17 protein-coding genes and 1 tRNA gene are annotated in these 17,910 nt (G+C 67.3%); 13 read left to right on the top strand and 5 right to left on the bottom strand.

Annotation, left to right across the window (positions count from 1 at the left end):
• Positions 1 to 13: 13 nt before the first annotated feature.
• Genes AC1EJR_RS14270 through AC1EJR_RS14255 form a run of 4 tightly spaced genes read right to left on the bottom strand, consistent with a single transcriptional unit; the run spans position 14 to position 4,600 of the window.
• Entirely contained in the window at positions 14 to 880 is an 867-nt protein-coding gene (locus AC1EJR_RS14270) for a branched-chain amino acid ABC transporter permease (RefSeq protein ID WP_092292907.1), read from the bottom strand.
• 42 nt (positions 881 to 922) lie between these two features.
• On the bottom strand, positions 923 to 2,137 hold the full coding sequence (locus tag AC1EJR_RS14265) for an ABC transporter substrate-binding protein (protein ID WP_092292904.1): 1,215 nt from the start codon (positions 2,135 to 2,137) through the stop codon (positions 923 to 925).
• Positions 2,138 to 2,161: 24 nt separating this feature from the next.
• The gene (locus tag AC1EJR_RS14260) at positions 2,162 to 2,989 is read right to left on the bottom strand and encodes an alpha/beta fold hydrolase (RefSeq protein WP_477147247.1); all 828 of its coding nucleotides are present in this window, start codon (positions 2,987 to 2,989) and stop codon (positions 2,162 to 2,164) included.
• Positions 2,990 to 2,998: 9 nt separating this feature from the next.
• A complete protein-coding gene (locus AC1EJR_RS14255; RefSeq protein ID WP_477147246.1) occupies positions 2,999 to 4,600 on the bottom strand; it encodes a benzoate-CoA ligase family protein in 1,602 nt (533 codons plus the stop codon).
• A 245-nt stretch (positions 4,601 to 4,845) separates the two neighbouring features.
• On the opposite strand from AC1EJR_RS14255, the gene AC1EJR_RS14250 reads away from it, so the two are divergent.
• The 7 genes from AC1EJR_RS14250 (at position 4,846) to AC1EJR_RS14220 (ending at position 11,717) form a co-directional block, all read left to right on the top strand.
• A complete protein-coding gene (locus AC1EJR_RS14250) occupies positions 4,846 to 5,802 on the top strand; it encodes a helix-turn-helix transcriptional regulator (RefSeq protein WP_477147245.1) in 957 nt (318 codons plus the stop codon).
• Positions 5,803 to 5,910: 108 nt separating this feature from the next.
• Positions 5,911 to 7,569 (top strand): 2,3-epoxybenzoyl-CoA dihydrolase, encoded by a 1,659-nt coding sequence (boxC, locus tag AC1EJR_RS14245; protein ID WP_441591152.1) that lies wholly within the window; start codon positions 5,911 to 5,913, stop codon positions 7,567 to 7,569.
• 47 nt (positions 7,570 to 7,616) lie between these two features.
• Entirely contained in the window at positions 7,617 to 9,041 is a 1,425-nt protein-coding gene (gene boxB / locus AC1EJR_RS14240; RefSeq protein ID WP_092292894.1) for a benzoyl-CoA 2,3-epoxidase subunit BoxB, read from the top strand.
• A 29-nt stretch (positions 9,042 to 9,070) separates the two neighbouring features.
• Positions 9,071 to 10,339, top strand: a complete 1,269-nt coding sequence (boxA, locus tag AC1EJR_RS14235; RefSeq protein ID WP_477147244.1) for a benzoyl-CoA 2,3-epoxidase subunit BoxA — start codon at positions 9,071 to 9,073, stop codon at positions 10,337 to 10,339.
• A gap of 78 nt (positions 10,340 to 10,417) precedes the next feature.
• A complete protein-coding gene (locus tag AC1EJR_RS14230) occupies positions 10,418 to 10,807 on the top strand; it encodes an MbcA/ParS/Xre antitoxin family protein (RefSeq protein WP_092292890.1) in 390 nt (129 codons plus the stop codon).
• On the top strand, positions 10,767 to 11,516 hold the full coding sequence (locus AC1EJR_RS14225; RefSeq protein ID WP_477147243.1) for an RES family NAD+ phosphorylase: 750 nt from the start codon (positions 10,767 to 10,769) through the stop codon (positions 11,514 to 11,516). Before AC1EJR_RS14230 ends, AC1EJR_RS14225 begins: the two co-directional genes overlap by 41 nt.
• 124 nt (positions 11,517 to 11,640) lie before the next feature.
• Positions 11,641 to 11,717 (top strand) — tRNA-Met (locus tag AC1EJR_RS14220).
• A gap of 86 nt (positions 11,718 to 11,803) precedes the next feature.
• On the opposite strand, the gene AC1EJR_RS14215 is transcribed toward AC1EJR_RS14220, so the two are convergent.
• Positions 11,804 to 13,435, bottom strand: coding sequence for a hypothetical protein (locus AC1EJR_RS14215; protein ID WP_441591154.1), 1,632 nt, complete (start codon positions 13,433 to 13,435; stop codon positions 11,804 to 11,806).
• 212 nt (positions 13,436 to 13,647) lie between these two features.
• On the opposite strand from AC1EJR_RS14215, the gene AC1EJR_RS14210 reads away from it, so the two are divergent.
• The 6 genes from AC1EJR_RS14210 to AC1EJR_RS14185 all read left to right on the top strand — a co-directional run bounded on the left by AC1EJR_RS14210 (position 13,648) and on the right by AC1EJR_RS14185 (position 17,780).
• A complete protein-coding gene (locus AC1EJR_RS14210) occupies positions 13,648 to 13,935 on the top strand; it encodes a hypothetical protein (RefSeq protein ID WP_092445153.1) in 288 nt (95 codons plus the stop codon).
• A 109-nt stretch (positions 13,936 to 14,044) separates the two neighbouring features.
• Positions 14,045 to 14,680, top strand: coding sequence for an NUDIX hydrolase (locus AC1EJR_RS14205; RefSeq protein ID WP_092292882.1), 636 nt, complete (start codon positions 14,045 to 14,047; stop codon positions 14,678 to 14,680).
• A gap of 25 nt (positions 14,681 to 14,705) precedes the next feature.
• Positions 14,706 to 15,443, top strand: a complete 738-nt coding sequence (aat, locus tag AC1EJR_RS14200) for a leucyl/phenylalanyl-tRNA--protein transferase (protein WP_477147242.1) — start codon at positions 14,706 to 14,708, stop codon at positions 15,441 to 15,443.
• 73 nt (positions 15,444 to 15,516) lie between these two features.
• The gene (locus tag AC1EJR_RS14195; RefSeq protein WP_441644432.1) at positions 15,517 to 15,795 is read left to right on the top strand and encodes a hypothetical protein; all 279 of its coding nucleotides are present in this window, start codon (positions 15,517 to 15,519) and stop codon (positions 15,793 to 15,795) included.
• Positions 15,796 to 15,861: 66 nt separating this feature from the next.
• A complete protein-coding gene (locus AC1EJR_RS14190; protein WP_092292876.1) occupies positions 15,862 to 16,665 on the top strand; it encodes an arginyltransferase in 804 nt (267 codons plus the stop codon).
• A gap of 68 nt (positions 16,666 to 16,733) precedes the next feature.
• The gene (locus AC1EJR_RS14185; RefSeq protein ID WP_477147241.1) at positions 16,734 to 17,780 is read left to right on the top strand and encodes a quinone-dependent dihydroorotate dehydrogenase; all 1,047 of its coding nucleotides are present in this window, start codon (positions 16,734 to 16,736) and stop codon (positions 17,778 to 17,780) included.
• Positions 17,781 to 17,910: the final 130 nt, after the last annotated feature.

The following is a 17,910-nucleotide window of genomic DNA, read 5'->3' as shown; positions in this document are numbered from 1 at the left end:
TGGAGCACGCAGGTCAGCCGGCCCGGAACAGCCCCTGGGGCTTCCACAGCAGGATCAAGGCCATCAAGACGTAGATCAGCACGCCGGCGGCGTCCTGCCAGAACACCTTGCCGAAGGTATCGACGAAGCCGAGCAGCAGCGAGGCCACCAGCGCCCCCTTGACCGACCCGATCCCGCCAATCACCACCACCACGAAGCAGACAATCAGCACCTGCCCGCCCATGCCCGGGTAGACCGACGACACCGGCGCGGCAATCATCCCCGCCAGCACCGCCAGCGCCACGCCCAGCGCAAACACCAGCCGGTACAGCACGTTCACGTTGATGCCGAGCGACTGCACCATCTCKCGGTTGGTGGCCCCGGCGCGGATCATCATGCCCAGCCGGGTGCGGCGGATGACCCAGTACATCGCCCCCGCCACCAGCAGGCAGACGGCCGAGATGAACAGCCGGTAGACCGGATAGGTCATGTCGTTGCCGATCGGCAGCGCGCCGTCGAGCAGGCCGGGAATCGTCACGCCGTGGACGTCATCGCCTACCAGGATGCTGCGCAGCTCCTCGAACACGAGGATCAGGCCGTAGGTCATCAGCACCTGCTGCAGGTGGTCGCGCTGGTAGAGGTAGCTGAAGAACGCCCATTCGAGCACGTAGCCGAACGCCACGGCCAGCACGATGCCGAGCGGCAGCGCGATAAACAGGTTGCCGGTGAGACTGGCCAGCGTGAACGCCAGGTAGGCGCCCAGCATGTAGAAGCTGCCATGGGCGAGGTTGATCACGCCCATGATGCCGAAGATCAGCGTCAGCCCGCTGGCGACCAGGAACAGCAGCAGCCCGTACTGCACGCTGTTCAGGCACTGGATGAGGAAGGAAACGATGTCCATGCTGGGGCCAGTCTCGATTCACGCCGGCGGTGCGCCGGCGCCTTACAGGCGGCAGCCGCGCGCCGGGTCGGCCAGGGCCTTCACCGCCACGCCGCTGACCTTGTTCTCGCGGCCGTCCACCTTGCGCAGGTAGAAGTCCTGCACCGGGTTGTGGGCCTTGGAGAGCGTGAACACGCCGCGCGGGCTGTCGACCTTGGCGGCTTCCATGGCCTTGATGACGTCCGGCTTGCGCGACATATCGCCCTTCACGGCATTGGCGCCGGCGGCCAGCAGCTGCGCGGCGTCGTAGCCCTGCACCGCGTACACATCCGGCTGGAGCTTGTAGGTCTTGGCGTAGTCGGTGCGGAAGGTCTTGTCGCGGGCGTTGGTCAGGCCATCGGCATAGTGCAGCGTGGTTTCCAGCCCCTGCGCCGCCGTGCCCTGGGCCTCCAGCGTGCCATCGGTCAGGAAGCCGGAGCCGTACAGCGGAATCTTGTCCTTGAGCCCAGCCGCCTGCCAGTCCTTGACGAACTTGACCGCGCCGCCGCCGGCGAAGAACACGAACACGGCGTCCGGCTTGAGCGAGGCCACCTCGGTGATCAGCGCCTGGAACTCCACGTTCGGGAACGGCAGGCTCAACTCCTTCACGACCTTGCCGCCCTTGGCCTCGAAGGCTTCCTTGAAGCCCTTCACGGACTGCTCGCCCGCCGCGTACTTCCACGTCAGCGTCACCACCTTCTTCATGCCGCGCTCGGCCAGCACCTGCCCCATGGCATAGCCGGGCTGCCAGTTCGAGAACGAGGAACGGAAAATATTGGCCCCGCACAGCGGCCCGGTGGCCTCGTCGGCGCCGGCGTTCGGAATGATCAGCAGCGTGTTGTTTTCCTTGGCCACCTTGACGATGCCCATCTGCACGCCCGAATGCACCGTGCCCACCACCACGTCGACCTGATCCCGCTTGATCAGCTTGGTGGCGTTCTCGGGGGCCTTGGCCGGGTCCGATTCGTCATCCACCTTGAAATATTCGATGTCGCGCCCGCCCAGCTTGCCGCCCTGCTGCTGCACGTACATGCGGAACCCGTTCTCGATGGCCGAGCCCAGCGCCGCATAGGTGCCGGTGTACGGGAGCATGAAGCCCACCTTGATCTTGCCGCCCGGGGCCGGCTGTGCCGGCTGGGCTGACTGCGCCAGCGCGCTGCCCCCGGCGACCAGCAGCGTGGCGGAAATCGAGGTGACGAGCGATGTAAACAGCGGCCTGCGCAATGCGGTGCGTTGCATGGGTGCTTCCTCCCCGGGGTCGAATTATTTTAAGGTTGAAGTATGTGCCGTTATAAACGCCGCCGAGGCCGCCGTCAACGCCCCCGCCTGGTCGCGATGGGGCGAGTGTCCACAGCGCGCGAGTTTAAGCAGCACGGTCTGCGGGGCATATCGATKGATACCCTCKATCTGCGCCATGGTCCCGTACTCGTCGTCCTCGCCCTGCACGGCCAGCACCGGGCAGCGGATATGGTCGAGCATCGGGCGCAGGTCCCAGTGGCGGAAATCGGCGTTGAGCCAGATATCGTTCCAGCCCCAGAAGGCGGAATCCACGTGGGCGTGGTGGCGCGCCAGCCGGGCGCGCAGGTCGGTGTGGAGGTAGGTCTCGCGCGTGGCGGCGATGCTGTGTACCGAAATGTCTTCCACCATGATGTGGGGGGCGAGCACGGTCAGGCCATCCACATCGTCCGGGAAGCTGGCCGCGTGGATCAGGGCGATGGAGCCGCCGTCGCTGTGGCCCAGCAGCCAGGGCTTGCCGTGGCGGCGTCCGGGGCCGATCTCCAGGGCATCGAACAGGGCCGGCAGCGCCTCGCGCGCCTGGCGGTGCATGAAATCCACGCCCCACTGCTCCTCCGGCGGGCGCGGTGTGGAACGGCCGTAGCCGTAGCGCGAGAAAACCAGCCCGCGAAAATCGCCCGCCTCGCACAGCTTGCGCGGAAAATCGCGCCACATGCTGACTGAGCCGAGGCCCTCATGCAGGAAGACCACGAGGGGCCGATGCTTCCGGCRCGCGGCTATCCACTGGTATTCGATGTCGAGTGTGCGGCCGTCGAACGGCACCTTGACCAGCGCGGTGTCCACGGTAGTCTCCATGGCGGCCCCTCAGGCGTGCCGCGCGGCGTCTTCGCGCTGGCGCAGCCGGAATCGCTGGATCTTGCCCGTGGCGGTCTTGGGCAACTCGTCCACGCACTCGATCTGGCGCGGATATTTGTAGGGCGCCAGCCGCGACTTGACGAAGGCCTGCAGCTCGGCCGCCATGCCGTCGTGCCACTGGTGGCCGGGGCGCATCACCACGAACGCCTTCGGCTTGACCAGCTCGGCGGCATCGGCCACGCCGATCACGGCGGCTTCCAGCACGGCCGGATGCTGGGCCAGCGCCGCCTCCACCTCGAACGGCGAGACGTAGATGCCGCCGACCTTGAGCATGTCGTCGCTGCGGCCGGCGTAGGTGTAGTAGCCCGCTTCATCGCGCAGGTACTTGTCGCCGCTGCGGGTCCAGGCGCCGACGAAGGTGTCGCGGCTCTTTTCGCGATTGCACCAGTACATCAGCGCCGCCGAGGGCCCTTTTATATAGAGGTCGCCGATTTCGCCCGCCGCGCAGGGCTCGCCGCGCTCGTCGAGCAGCTTCAGTTCGTAGCCGGGCACCGGCAGGCCGGTGGTGCCGTAGCGGACCCTGCCGGGCTGGTTCGACAGGAAGATGTGGAGCATCTCGGTGGAGCCGATGCCGTCGAGGATGTCGCAGCCKAAGTGGGCCAGGAAGCGGTCGCCGATGTCACGCGGCAGCGCCTCCCCGGCGGAGGTGCAGACGCGCAGCGCCACGGCATCACGCGGCGGCAGGTCCGGCGCGGCGAGCAGGCCGGCGAACAGCGTCGGCACACCGCAGAAAACGGTAGGACGGTGCGTGGCCAGGCGTTGGAACACCGCCTGCGGCGTGGGCCGCTCGGCCATCAGCACGGTCGTGGCGCCCACCGACAGCGGAAACGTCAACGCATTGCCCAGCCCGTAGGCGAAGAACAGCTTGGCGGCCGAGAAGACCACGTCGTCCTCGCGCAGGCCGAGCACCTGCCGCGCGTAGAGGTCGGCGGTGTGGAACAGGTTGCCGTGCGTGTGCACCGTGCCCTTCGGGCGGCCCGTGGAGCCGGAGGAATAGAGCCAGAACGCCATGTCGTCCGGGCCGGTGGCGAGGGCTTCCGTCAGCGGCGGCGCGCTATCCAGCATGGCGGCCACGGTCGGCAAGCCGGTGCTCTCGACATAAGGTGCAGCAATGATCACATCGACGTGGATGCCCGCCTTGTCGATGGCCGCCTGCATCGTGCCGAGCAGCGGCGCGGACACCACCACCGCCCGCGCGCCGCTGTGGTCGAGCATGTAGGCGTAGTCGTCCACGGTCAGCAGCGTGTTCACCGCCACCGGCACCACGCCTGCCAGCAGGCAACCGAGAAACACGGTCGGGAAATCGATGGTATCGAGCGCGCAGAGCAGCACGCGCTCCTCGCGCCGGAAGCCCGCCTGGCGCAGCGCGCCGGCAAAGCGGCGGCAGCGCGCGTCGAGTTCGGCAAAGGTGGTCGGGCCGGTATCGTCGATATAGGCCACCTTGGCGCCACGGCCAGCGGCGAGGTGGCGCGACAACAGGTCATCGGCCGCGTTGTAACGGGCGGGCAGCGCGGCGACGACCGTCTCGGCGCTGGGGGTCGGGGGCGTCATGTCTCCACTCMTCTGGCCGCCCCGGCGATGGCTCGACGGGTGCGGCGGGATCGGCTACAGCGATGGTCTTGTTCTGGCTGTCTCGTGACCGGCGGTCTTCGCCGCCGATGTCGATGCATTTTATTTCACATCGACTATTATGCAAGCGAGGGTATGCACTATATAACAGTATGCAGCACCCGCCGACCGGCACTTTGTCGCACGTATAATGCCGCCCTGGCTGGCCTCATCCCGAACTTTTTCCCATGCGTCGCGACCCCGAACCGTCACTGAATGCCGAAGCGAATGCMGACAACCGGACCGCGGAGCGCGATCCCTATCTGACGCACCTCGGGGAGCGCATCCGCTCGCTGCGCGCGGCACGCGGCATGTCCCGCAAGGACCTCGCGCGTGGCGCGGGGGTGTCCGAACGCTACCTCGCCAATCTGGAAACCGGCACCGGCAACGCCTCGGTACTGCTGCTGCGCCACGTGGCCGGCGCGCTGGACGTGCCGCTGCCCGTGGTCCTGGCTGAGGTGGATGGCCACGCCGATCCGGCGGGCGGCGCGGAGCAGCCCGGCAGCCAGCGCGCCGCCGAGTTCTCGCAGCTCGTGCAATGGCTGGCGCAACTGCCTGCCKGCGACCTCGCCCGCGTGCGCGAAGCKGCCCGCCACGCCTTGTCCCCGGCGGAATCGCGCGATGCGCGGCATCGCCGCATCGCGTTGATCGGCCTGCGCGGCGCCGGCAAATCCACGCTGGGCCGGGCGCTGGCGGCGGCCGAGGGCATCCCCTTCGTCGAACTGAACACAGCGATCGAGCAGGAAGCCGGCGCGAGCCTCTCCGAAATCCACTCGCTCTACGGCCAGGCCGCCTACCGTCGCTACGAAATGCGCGCGCTGGAGCGTGTGCTGCGCGAGCACGACACGATGGTGCTGGCTACGCCGGGCAGCCTGGTCTCCGAGCCGGCCACCTTCAACCTGCTGCTGGCGCGCTGCTACACGGTCTGGGTGCGCACCTMGCCCGAGGAACATATGGCGCGCGTGGTGGCGCAGGGCGATATGCGGCCGATGGAAGGCAACCGCGAGGCMATGACCGACCTGCGCCGCATCCTCCAGGCGCGCACGCCGCTCTACTCGCGCGCCGATGTGTCGATCGACACCAGCGGCCAGGACGCCAACAGCTCACTTCAGGCCCTGCGCGCGCAGATGCCCGCTATCGGCTGAACGTCGACAAGCCAGCCGGTCTGCATCGGGCCTTGCATCGCCTCCGTCGATGCACTATATTTCATCTCAAAGATGAAGGCACTATAGTGCATCAAGGAGACACGCCCCATGTCGGTCCCGGCCCCCGTTACGTTTGCGCGCCATCCGTCCCAGTATCGCCACTGGCTGCTGACCTTCGACGGTCCCGTCGCCACACTGTCCATGAACGTGGACGAGGAAGGTGGCCTGCGGCCCGGCTACGCGCTGAAGCTGAATTCCTACGATCTTGGCGTCGATATCGAACTGCACGACGCCCTGCAGCGCATCCGCTTCGAGCATCCCGAAGTGCGCACCGTGGTGCTGACCAGCGCCCGCGACCGCATTTTCTGCTCGGGCGCCAATATCTTCATGCTCGGCAAGTCCAGCCACGCCTGGAAGGTGAACTTCTGCAAGTTCACCAACGAGACGCGCAACGGCATCGAGGATGCCAGCCGCCATTCCGGCATCAAGTTCATCGCCGCCTGCAACGGCACCACGGCCGGCGGCGGGTACGAACTGGCGCTGGCCTGCGACGAAATCCTGCTGGTGGATGACCGCTCCTCCGCGGTCAGCCTGCCCGAAGTACCGCTGCTGGGCGTGCTGCCCGGCACCGGCGGCCTGACGCGCGTGACCGACAAGCGCCGCGTGCGCCGCGACCACGCCGACATCTTTTGCCTGACCACCGAGGGCGTGCGCGGCCAGCGCGCCAAGGACTGGAAGCTGGTGGACGATGTCGTCAAACCCGCGCGCTTCGCCGAACACGTGCGCGAGCGGGCGCAGGCGCTGGCCGCCCAGAGCGACCGCCCCGCCGACGCCAAGGGCGTGACGCTGACGCCCCTCGACCGACAAGACAACGCCGATGGCTACCGCTACGACACCGTGCGCGTGGAAATCGACACCACGGCGCGCCGCGCCACGCTGACGGTCTCGGCACCCGCCGCCGACCAGCCGCGCGACCTCGACGCGATCCTGGCCGCCGGCGCCCAGTGGTGGCCGCTCAAGATGGCGCGCGAACTCGATGACGCCATCCTCACGCTGCGCACCAATCATCTCGACATCGGCATGTGGATCCTCAAGACCGAGGGCGATGCGGCCGAGGTGCTGGCCGCCGATACGCTGATGGAGGCCCACGCCAGCCACTGGTTCGTGCGCGAGACCATCGGCATGCTGCGCCGGACGCTGGCGCGGCTGGACGTCTCGTCGCGCAGCCTGTTCGCGCTGATCGAGCCGACCTCCTGCTTCGCCGGCACGCTGCTCGAACTGGCGCTGGCCGCCGACCGCAGCTACATGCTCCAACTGCCGGATGATCCCGACACCGCCCCGCGCCTGGTCGCCCATGACGCCAATTTCGGGCGATATCCGATGCCGAACGGCCTCTCGCGGCTCGCCGCGCGCTTCTATGAAGACACCGCCGCCATCGAGGCCGTGAGCGCTCAAGTCGGCCAGCCGCTGGACGGCGCGCAGGCCGAGGCGCTGGGGCTGGTGACGGCCGCGCCGGACGACATCGACTGGGAAGACGAGATCCGCATCGCGCTGGAGGAACGCGCGAGCCTCTCCCCCGACGCCCTCACCGGCCTGGAAGCCAACCTGCGCTTCGGCCCGCGCGAGACCATGGAAACACGCATCTTCGGCCGGCTCACCGCCTGGCAGAACTGGATCTTCAATCGACCCAACGCCGTGGGCGAGCAAGGCGCGCTCAAGGTATTCGGCACCGGCAACAAGGCACGCTTCGACTGGGACCGGGTCTGACCGCCCCCTTCGACCGAACGACAACCAGACCCAAGGAGACCCCGGCCATGAGCATCGACTACAGCCAGAAGATTCCGAACAACGTGAACCTCTCCGATGACCGCGCCCTGCAGCGCGCGCTGGAGCACTGGCAGCCCGCCTTCCTCGACTGGTGGCGCGACATGGGCCCCGATGGCTCGCACAATTACGATGTCTACCTGCGCACGGCGGTCTCGGTGGACCCGTCCGGCTGGGCTCACTTCGACCATGTGAAGATGCCCGACTACCGCTGGGGCATCTTCCTGCAACCGGCGGACGCCGAGCGCAAGATCCACTTCGGCGAGCACAAGGGGCAGGCCGCGTGGCAGGAGGTGCCGGGCGAACACCGCGCCAATCTGCGCCGCATCATCGTCACGCAGGGCGATACCGAGCCGGCGTCCGTGGAGCAGCAGCGCCACCTGGGCCTGACCGCGCCGTCGCTCTATGACCTGCGCAACCTGTTCCAGGTCAATGTGGAGGAAGGCCGCCACCTCTGGGCGATGGTCTACCTGCTGCACCGCCACTTCGGCCGCGACGGCCGCGAGGAAGCCGAGGCGCTGCTGGGCCGCCGCTCGGGCGACGAGGACAATCCGCGCATCCTGGGCGCCTTCAACGAGCGCACGCCGGACTGGCTCGCCTTCTTCATGTTCACCTATTTCACGGACCGCGACGGCAAATTCCAGCTCTGCGCGCTGGCCGAGTCCGGCTTCGACCCGCTGGCGCGCACCACGCGCTTCATGCTGACCGAGGAAGCCCATCACATGTTCGTGGGCGAAAGCGGCGTCTCGCGCGTGATCCAGCGTACCTGCGAGGTCATGCGCGAGCGCGACATCCAGGACCCGGCCGACGTGCGCGCCGCCGGCGTGATCGACCTGGAGACCATCCAGCGCTACCTGAACTTCCACTACAGCGTGACGATCGACCTGTTCGGCGCCGACCAGTCCTCCAACGCGGCCACCTTCTACAGCGCCGGGCTGAAGGGCCGCTTCGAGGAAGGCAAGCGCGGCGACGACCACGTGCTCAAGGGCGACGTGTACCGGATCCTCGACGTGCGCGACGGCAAGCTGGCCGAGCGCGAGGTGCCGATGCTCAACGCCCTGAACGAGGTGCTGCGCGACGACTACATCAAGGATTCGGTCGGCGGCGTGGCGCGCTGGAACAAGGTKATCGAGAAGGCCGGCATTCCGTTCCGGCTGACCGTGCCGCACAAGGCGTTCAACCGTAAGATCGGCACCTTCGCCAATGTGCATGTCTCGCCGACCGGCGAGGTGCTGAGCGAAGCCGCCTGGCAGGCCAACGCGGACACCTGGCTGGCCACCGACGCGGACCGCGCCTTCGTGGCCTCGCTGATGGGCCGTGTGGTGGAGCCGGGCCGCTACGCCAACTGGATCGCCCCGCCGGCGGTGGGCGTGAACCGCCAGCCGGTKGATTTCGAATACGTCCGTTTCAACTAGATCGCTGAATCACTGGATAAGAGGCCGACATGGGCGCCCCCGACATCATCAAGCAGCACCTGATCGATCCGGAAATCTGCATTCGCTGCAACACCTGCGAAGACACCTGCCCGATCGACGCCATCACCCACGACGACCGCAACTACGTGGTCAAGGCCGAGGTTTGCAACGGCTGCAACGCGTGCCTGTCGCCCTGCCCCACGGGCGCCATCGACAACTGGCGCACGATGCTGCGCGGCGAGGCCTATCCGATCGACGCCCAACTGCTCTGGGACGAGCTGCCAGCCCAGGTGCCGCTGCCCGAGGCCGAGATCGACGCGGCGACGTCCGCCACCGCCACGGCCGCCGAGGCCCTGGCCCAGGCCGCCGCCGGCACTGGCAAGGCGCCCGCCACCGACGTGCAGGCCGTGGAAACCAGCCGGCATACCTCGCCCAAGGCGCCGTGGTCGGCCGCGCATCCCTATATCAACCTGCACGGTGTGCGCGCGCCGGTGTCGGCCACGGTGGCCGGCAACTATCGGCTGACGGCCGAAGAGGCGTCGAGCGACATCCATCACATCGTGCTCGACTTCGGCAACCAGTTCTTCCCGGTGCTGGAGGGGCAGGCCATCGGCATCGTGCCGCCCGGCACCGATGCGTCGGGCAAGCCGCACTACATCCGCATGTACTCGGTGGCCAGCCCGCGCGACGGCGAGCGCCCCGGCTACAACAACCTCGCGCTGACCGTGAAGCGCGTGGACCAGGACCACGACGGGCAGCCGGTACGCGGCGTGGCGTCGAACTTCCTGTGCGACCTGGCCAAGGGCGACACGGTGCAGGTCGTCGGCCCCTTCGGTAGTACTTTCCTGATGCCCAACCATCGCGAGGCCAGCGTGATGATGATCTGCACGGGCACCGGCTCCGCACCGATGCGGGCGATGACCGAGCGGATGCGTCGCAATATGGCGAGTTTCGATGGGCGCCGCCTGCTGTTCTTCGGCGCGCGCAACCAGCGTGAACTGCCCTATTTCGGCCCGCTGCTGAAGCTGCCCAAGGACTTCCTCGACATTCACTTCGCCTTCTMGCGCGATGCCGAGATGCCGCGCCGCTATGTGCAGGATGCGATCCGCGAAGCCAGCCCGCAGGTGGCCGCGCTGCTTGCCGACCCCCATGGCCATGTGTACATCTGCGGCCTGAAGGGGATGGAGGAAGGCGTGCTGGCCGCCTTCGGCGAGGTCTGCGCGGCGGCGGGCCAGTCCTGGACGGACCTGGAGGCCACGCTGCGCGCGGAGGGACGGCTCCACATTGAGACGTATTAGGCACTTTACAGCCTATGTCACGGCCTTTCCTTCTGAAATACACCGCCTATAATGTTTCCCAAGAAAGGAGCAAAGGCGATGCAATCTCATCAGATTCCGGACACCGAGCCCGCCGGCGGCGTGAACCCCGGCGCCACGCTCACCAAGGCCGTGATGCGCGCGGCCGGCTTTCTTGGCATCAGCCAGGCCATCGTGGCCAGCGTGCTCGGCATCAGCACGGCGTCGGTCTCGCGCATGGCGTCCGGCGGCTATGTGCTCGATGCGCACCGCAAGGAGTGGGAGTTCGGTGTGCTGTTCGTGCGCCTGTTCCGCTCGCTCGATGCCATCCTCGGCCACGACGAGCAGGCGCGGCTGTGGCTCACCCATGACAACCTCTCGCTTGGCGGCAAGCCGCTCGAGCTGATTCGCACGACTGAAGGGCTCGTACGTGTCGTTCACTACCTGGACGCCACCCGCGGTCGCATCTGAGCGCAAGCCGTTCGCGCTCAAACTGTGGCGGGCGGTGGAGGCCCAGCATGTGGTCTCGACCATGCCCCTGGTGGACAGCCTCGAGGAACAGGCCGTGCTCGAAGCCGTGCTCGACGCCGGCAAACCCGCAGTACCCCCCGACGCGCGCCACCTCCACTATCTGATCTTCACGCCCTTCCGATATCCCCCCTCGCCCTGGGGCTCGCGCTTTCGCGGCGGACAGGACCCGGGCGTGTTCTATGGCGCCGACGCCATTCGCACAGCCTGTGCCGAACTGGGCTACTGGCGCTGGCGCTTTCTGCTCGACAGCCCCGCGCTGCCCCGCATCGACGCCCGCGCGCAGACGCTGTTCCAGGTCAGCGTGAAGACCGACGGCGTGGCGCTGGACGCCGCCCCGTTCCACGACGACCCGCGCTGGACCGATCCCGACGACCACGCGCCCTGCCAGGACTTCGGCCGTCTGGCGCGAGAAGCCGGGCTGGGCCTGATCCGCTACACCTCCGTGCGCGACCCCGAGCGCGGCCCGTGCGMAGCGGTGCTGACGCCACGCGCGTTCGACCAGCCGAACCCGCTCGCCACCACCACGTGGATGCTGACCGTGCGCCCCGACCGCGTGATCTGGCAACGCGACGACCTGCAGCAGCGCGACAGCTTCGAGTTCGAAGCGACGCTGTGGCAGCGCACAACCGAAACCCCGAAATCGACCTGAACCACGGACCCCTTCGCGTGCTCTAACTGGAAGATGGGTGCCGGTTGCACGGCACTCATCAGAAGCGAGAGGCAAAGGTGTTGCATTGCGCAAACGGTTGTCATATACTCTCAGCTTCGACGGACGCGGGGTGGAGCAGTCTGGCAGCTCGTCGGGCTCATAACCCGAAGGTCGCAGGTTCAAATCCTGCCCCCGCAACCAACCGCCGGAACGAATACGCAGCAGAACACGCTGCAACAAGAAAACCCGCCCAATCAGGCGGGTTTTTTGTTTTCCGGCCGCCGTTCTTACTTGGCGGTCGCTTGGTACTTCACACGCGTCGGGCCGCCGATGCTGTTGAACAGCAGGTCGCCATTCGGCAAGGACTGGATCAGTGCATAGGCGCCGTTACCCAGATTGTCCTGACCGAAGATCGAGCGATGGACTGTCTTGCCGGTTTCCCAGTCCATGCCAGTCACTTCCCAGCCGTCCGCCTTGGTATAGCCGTTCACGAACACGATCCGCGACGGACCGCTCACGGTCGGCACCATGCTCGTGGACACCACATCGTTGCGCGTCCACACCGAGCGCCACGCCTTGGTCTTCGTATCCCACTCGAAGCGCTCCGCGCCCGCCGCCGGCGTCAGCGCCGGGCCGCCCGCAAGCACATCGACCAGTCGATCCGCCACACCCTTCGGCCGGATGTTGTTCACGACGAACGCGCCATAGCCCAGCGCCACCACCGATTGCTCGGACTGGACGTAGGGCGTGCTGGCGGGCAGCCCGCAGGTGACCTGAATCTGATCGGCGATGCGGTTCGACTTCGTGCCGGGCCGCTGCGTGAAGCCGGCCGGGATCTCGTCGCGCCAGAAGGCCACCAGCTTCATGCGGTCAGAGCCGTCGGTGATGACCACCAGCTTGTCCGCATCGTCGCCGAAGCCCATCAGGGTCGGCGTGGAGCCCGTGCCATTGCCGAACTTCACGCTGGGCATCGGCGTCTGGCCCGAGTCATAGGCCGATTCCCAGGCGCCGTGCGCGGCATCGCGGGAGAGCGTCTTCCCGGTCCACACAAGCTTGCGCATCACCTTGTCGGAGGCGATATAGATGCCGTTCTTCTCGTCGACCGCCATCGCGTTGGAGACGATCTCGCCTTCCGGGAACTGGAACGCATCGCCGACGGGCTTGAAGTCGCGGTCGAGCACGCGGATGGACTGCGCGGCGCCCACCACCAGATGGCCGTCATATGTCATGTTCAGCATCACGCCGCCGGCATTCTCCACCGCCGTCAGGCGATCCTTGAGATCGATCGTCCGCAATAGCTTGATGCCCGCTTCCGGGCGCTTCGGATCGACTAGTCCATAGGCGCGGACCGCGGAGCGATTGGTCGCATACAGCACGCCATCCTTGCCGGACACCACGTAGATATTGGCGCTGATCCGTTTGCGGTCGAGCGCCAGGTCGGTCTTGACCGCCTTCTCCACGCGCGCGACATCGTCCAGCGGTTCGGCGAGGATCTTGTCGAGCAGGCCGGCGGGCAGCGGCTTCGCGTCTGGATCGGGCAGCCTGGCCACCTCGCGCCAGCCGCCATCGCTGACATCCACATAGGAAACCCCGCCCGACGAGGCCGCCCACATATAGCGCGGCGACGGCGTGGCCAGGGTCATGATGCTGATCGGCCCGGCCTGCACGCGTGGGGCCTTGCGCAGATCGACATGGAAGGTGCCGCGCGGGAGCGCGTAAGGCATCACATCGGTCTGAGCGGGGTCGAAATGGGTCACCGCGTACGCCTCTGCAGCGAGGAAGGGATTGGGCCGGGGCTTGCTGCGGGTGGCGGCATTCTCCTTCGCCGCCGTCACGGCCATGGCGGGGATGCTCGTCCCCACGAACATGGCCAGGGCCAGGGCGGTTGCGCTCAACCGCACCACGTGTCTTGTTCTCATCTTTCTGCTCCGCGTTGGAAAGGAGCGGCCGATGGTAGGCATCGCGGTCCGTTCAGGCGAGGTCGCAGGGGGCGTAATCGCCACAGAGTTGATGTCGATCATGTTCATGGCGCCGAGGATGCACCTTGCATCACATCGCCAGGTCAATCCATGGCGGCGGACGCCCGAGGTCCGTAGGGTGCTTCTCACACGCAACGGAAGGAGAACCCAACATGACCATGCGTAGCGCGAAATCKATGGCGATCTGGGCGGCGGCTTGCACGGCGGCCTGTGCCACGCTGGCGGGCGGCGCGGCCCTCGCCGAAACCTCGGCCAAGCCGGCGGCCCAGAAGCCGGCACACGGCGCCAAGGGCCACCGCAACGACCGGCCCGCGCCGGTCAACCTGCCGGACCCCAGGAAGGGCAAGGCGGACATCGTGCCGCCAGACCGCCCCGAGGACTGGGTGCCGACCGCCAGCCCGGGCGCGACGGGGGGCGCGAAGGCAACTCAGCGCAAGTAGCCACCTCCCTCCGAGGCAGCGCGATGTGCGCCCCAGGAGCGCACATCGCGCCCGCAGCGGCCGGGCGGCGCGGTGATACACTTGGCGCCATTCCTCCCGGACGCCCCTCATGAAATTCTGCTCGAACTGTGGTCATGCGGTTGTCCTGCGCGTACCCGAAGGCGACAATCGCCCGCGCAGCGTATGCGACGGCTGCGGCACCATCCACTATGTCAATCCCCGCAACGTCGTGGGCACGATCCCCGTCTGGGAAGACAAGATCCTGATCTGCAAGCGCGCCATCGAGCCCCGCTACGGGTTCTGGACGCTGCCGGCCGGCTTCATGGAGATTGCCGAGACCACGGCCCAGGCCGCCTCGCGCGAGACCCTCGAGGAAGCCGGCGCCCGCGTGGAAGTGGGCGAACTGTTCTCGATTCTCAACGTGCCGCACGTGCACCAGGTGCACCTGTTCTACCTGGCGACGCTGCAGGACCTGGACATCGCCCCGGGCGAGGAAAGCCTCGAGGTCAAGCTGGTCGATGAAGCCGATGTGCCCTGGGACGACCTGGCCTTCCCCACCGTCATCCACACGCTGCGCTGCTTCTTCGCCGACCGCGCGGCGGGCCGGATCGCCGATGGCAGCTTCCGGCTGCACAGCCTGGACATCGACAAGCCGATGCGGCCGCTGACCAGCCGTGCCACGCCGCTGCCGGCGACCGAGGTGTCACCGGCCACGTCGCCCGCCACACCGCCCGTTACCCCCTGAACGCGGGCAACGCCCTGCCCGCCCCATGATCACCTGGCTGGACCCACAGGACCCGTTTCCGCCTGTCGAGCGGGCGCTCGGCCCGGCCAGCGATGCGCCCGGCCTGCTCGCCGCCAGTCGCGAACTCTCGCCGCAGCGGCTGCTGCTGGCCTACCGGCAAGGCATCTTCCCCTGGTATTCCGAAGGACAGCCGGTGCTCTGGTGGAGCACCGACCCGCGCATGGTGCTGGCTCCGCAGGCGCTCAAGGTCTCGGCCACCCTGCGCAAGACGCTGCGCCGTACCCTGCGTGACCCGGACTGGGAAATCCGCGTCGACGACGATTTCATCGCCGTGATGCGCACCTGCGCCATGACYGCGCGCGACGGCCAGTTCGGCACGTGGATCACCGACGACATCGTCAACGCCTACGGCGCCCTGCACCKCGCCGGCCGCGCCCACTCCGTGGAAAGCTGGTACCAGGGCGAGCGTGTGGGCGGCCTCTACGGCGTGGCGCTGGGCCGCATGTTCTATGGCGAGTCGATGTTCGCGCAGCGCACGGACGCCTCCAAGATCGCCCTGGCCGCACTCTGTGCCTTCCTCGACCAGCACGGCGTGACGATGATCGACTGCCAGCAGGAAACTGACCACCTGGCCTCCCTCGGCGCCAGCCCGATCCCGCGCGCGGACTTCGTCGCCCACGTCCGGGCCGCCACCGCCCAGCCCGACATCGCGCCGTGGCAGTTTGACAAGTCGGTACTGGCGCGCTGGGCGCCAGCTATTTGACGCAGCGCAAATCCGCCTGAAGGCAGGTGGGCAGACACTCGCTACTTCGCGTGTCTTGCCGTTCACCTGCCGGATGAAAGACCCCAATTACGATCTCGTTCTCAAGACCACCTGTGCCACGCTGCTGACCGACAAGGCCAACACGGTAATGGGGCTCGCCATCCGGCTCGGCAACACGCCGCGCCGCTATCTGGAGCTTGGCTTCCCGGACCTTCCGCTGGCCGTGAAGGTCGCCAATGTCGAGAAAAGTGGGACGCCTCTCAAGCGGCCCGACCACTATATGAACATCGCCCGGCCATTGCAACGCCAGCGGATCTGCACCGCGTTGCACACGCCGCCCGGCTTGCTCTGATAGACTGCCAGACAGGATGCTGCCACGCGGTGTCCGCCGCCTCCGTCTTTTTGTCATGAGCGAGCCATGAGCAAGCTGAAGGAACTTCCGCTCTCCGCGTTGCAGTTTTACGCAACGGCGCCCTACGCTTGCAGCTATCTCGATGGCCGCATGGCGCGCTCGCAGGTGGCCACGCCCGCGCACCTGATCAATGCCGATGTCTACTCCCGGCTGGTGCGCGCCGGCTTCCGCCGCAGCGGCATCTTCACCTATCGCCCCTATTGCGACGAATGCCGCGCCTGCACGCCGTGCCGCGTGCTGGTGGACCAGTTCCGTCCGGACCGCAGCCAGCGCCGCGCCTGGCGCCAGCACGAGAACCTGCAGGCGCTGGTGGCGCCGCTGACCTACGTCGAGGAGCATTACGCGCTGTATTTGCTCTATCAGTCGATGCGTCACGCAGGCGGCGGCATGGATCAGGACAGCCGGGACCAGTACGAGCAGTTCCTGCTGCAAAGCCGCGTGAACTCGCGGCTGGTGGAGTTCCGCGAACCGCCGGGCTCGCCCGAGGCGGGCCGCCTGCGCATGGTCAGCATGATCGATGTGCTCGATGACGGCCTGTCGTCGGTCTACACCTTCTATGACCCGATGGCCGTCGGCGCGAGCTACGGCACCTACAACATCCTCTGGCAGATCAACCAGACCCGCGAGCTGGGCCTGCCGCACCTCTACCTGGGTTACTGGATCGCCGACAGCCGCAAGATGGCCTACAAGGCGCGCTTCCGGCCGCTCCAGGTGCTCACGGGCAACCAGTGGCATCCGTTCGACGACGAGGCCACCGCGCCCGTCACCACGTCAGCCGCCCCACCCCAACCGGGGCCCGCCCAGGAGTAGCGCCTGCCGCACGCTACAATGCCGCCCTGGTACCGACTTCGCGCCGGCCCCGGCCGCGCCCCCTCCCCGTGCTCAACGCGCTCTATCCCCTGTTTCGCCCCGCCCTGTTCTCCATGGATGCGGAGGATGCCCACCATTTCACGCTGAACAACCTCATGCGCGCGCAGCGCATGGGCCTGGCCGGCTGCCTTGGCAACACCATCGCCGCCGATCCGCGCACCGTCATGGGCGTGCGCTTCCCGAACCCAGTGGGGCTGGCGGCCGGTCTCGACAAGGATGGCGCGTACATCGACGGCCTTGCCGCGTTCGGCTTCGGTTTTATCGAGGTGGGCACGGTCACGCCGCGCGCGCAGCCCGGCAACCCGCGTCCGCGCATGTTCCGGCTGCCGCAGGCCGATGCGCTGATCAACCGCATGGGCTTCAACAATGGCGGCGTGGATGCCTTCGTGGCCAACGTCCAGGCGTCGCGCTGGAAGGCCGAGGGTGGCGTGCTGGGTCTCAATATCGGCAAGAACGCCGATACGCCGATCGAGCGCGCGGCTGACGACTACCTCTACTGCCTCGAGCGCGTCTATCCGCACGCGAGCTATGTGACGGTGAACATCTMGTCGCCGAATACCAAGAACCTGCGCCAGTTGCAGGGCGCCAGCGAGCTGGACAGCCTGCTCTCCACGCTGAAGACCGCCCAGCAGCGCCTGGCCGAGCAGCACAAGCGCTACGTGCCGTTGGCCCTGAAGATTGCCCCGGACCTCGACGACGACCAGATCGGCAATATCGGCGATGCGCTCGTGCGGCACGGCATCGACGGGGTGATTGCCACCAACACCACGATTTCGCGCGAGGCGGTCCAGGGCCTGCCCCATGCCGAGGAAGCGGGCGGCCTCTCGGGACGTCCGGTCTTCGAATCCTCCACCCGCGTGGTGCGCGCCCTGCGCGCCGTGGTGGGCGATGCCCTGCCCATCGTCGGCGTGGGTGGCATCTTCAGCGGCGCCGACGCGCGCGCGAAGATCGATGCCGGCGCGCAGTTGGTCCAGGTCTACAGCGGCCTGATCTATCGCGGCCCCTCCCTGGTGCGTGACTGTGCCGCCGCGTTGCGCCACCCCGTTGCCGGCTGAGGATGCTGCACCGCAACACATTCTCGATAATCGGCTTTCTGGCGCAATAATTTGCGGCACGCCTTGTCCCCCGAGGCGTTTAACAGCAGGATATGGCCGACCGGTGCACTAAAAGGGAGCCGCGAGAGCC

The sequence above is a fragment of the Cupriavidus sp. 05T42 genome, assembly GCF_056396345.1.
The sequence above is the reverse complement of the archived record's forward strand: the minus strand, read 5'-3'. Positions and strand labels throughout refer to the sequence as shown.

What these genes read in the sequence shown, in the direction of transcription:
- AC1EJR_RS14230 (WP_092292890.1), top strand. Translation starts at nt 10,418, where the DNA reads ATGCAATCTCATCAGATTCCGGACACCGAGCCCGCCGGCGGCGTGAAC.
- AC1EJR_RS14190 (WP_092292876.1), top strand. Translation starts at nt 15,862, where the DNA reads ATGAGCAAGCTGAAGGAACTTCCGCTCTCCGCGTTGCAGTTTTACGCA.
- AC1EJR_RS14215 (WP_441591154.1), bottom strand. Translation starts at nt 13,435, where the DNA reads ATGAGAACAAGACACGTGGTGCGGTTGAGCGCAACCGCCCTGGCCCTG.
- AC1EJR_RS14195 (WP_441644432.1), top strand. Translation starts at nt 15,517, where the DNA reads ATGAAAGACCCCAATTACGATCTCGTTCTCAAGACCACCTGTGCCACG.
- boxC (WP_441591152.1), top strand. Translation starts at nt 5,911, where the DNA reads ATGTCGGTCCCGGCCCCCGTTACGTTTGCGCGCCATCCGTCCCAGTAT.
- AC1EJR_RS14205 (WP_092292882.1), top strand. Translation starts at nt 14,045, where the DNA reads ATGAAATTCTGCTCGAACTGTGGTCATGCGGTTGTCCTGCGCGTACCC.
- AC1EJR_RS14265 (WP_092292904.1), bottom strand. Translation starts at nt 2,137, where the DNA reads ATGCAACGCACCGCATTGCGCAGGCCGCTGTTTACATCGCTCGTCACC.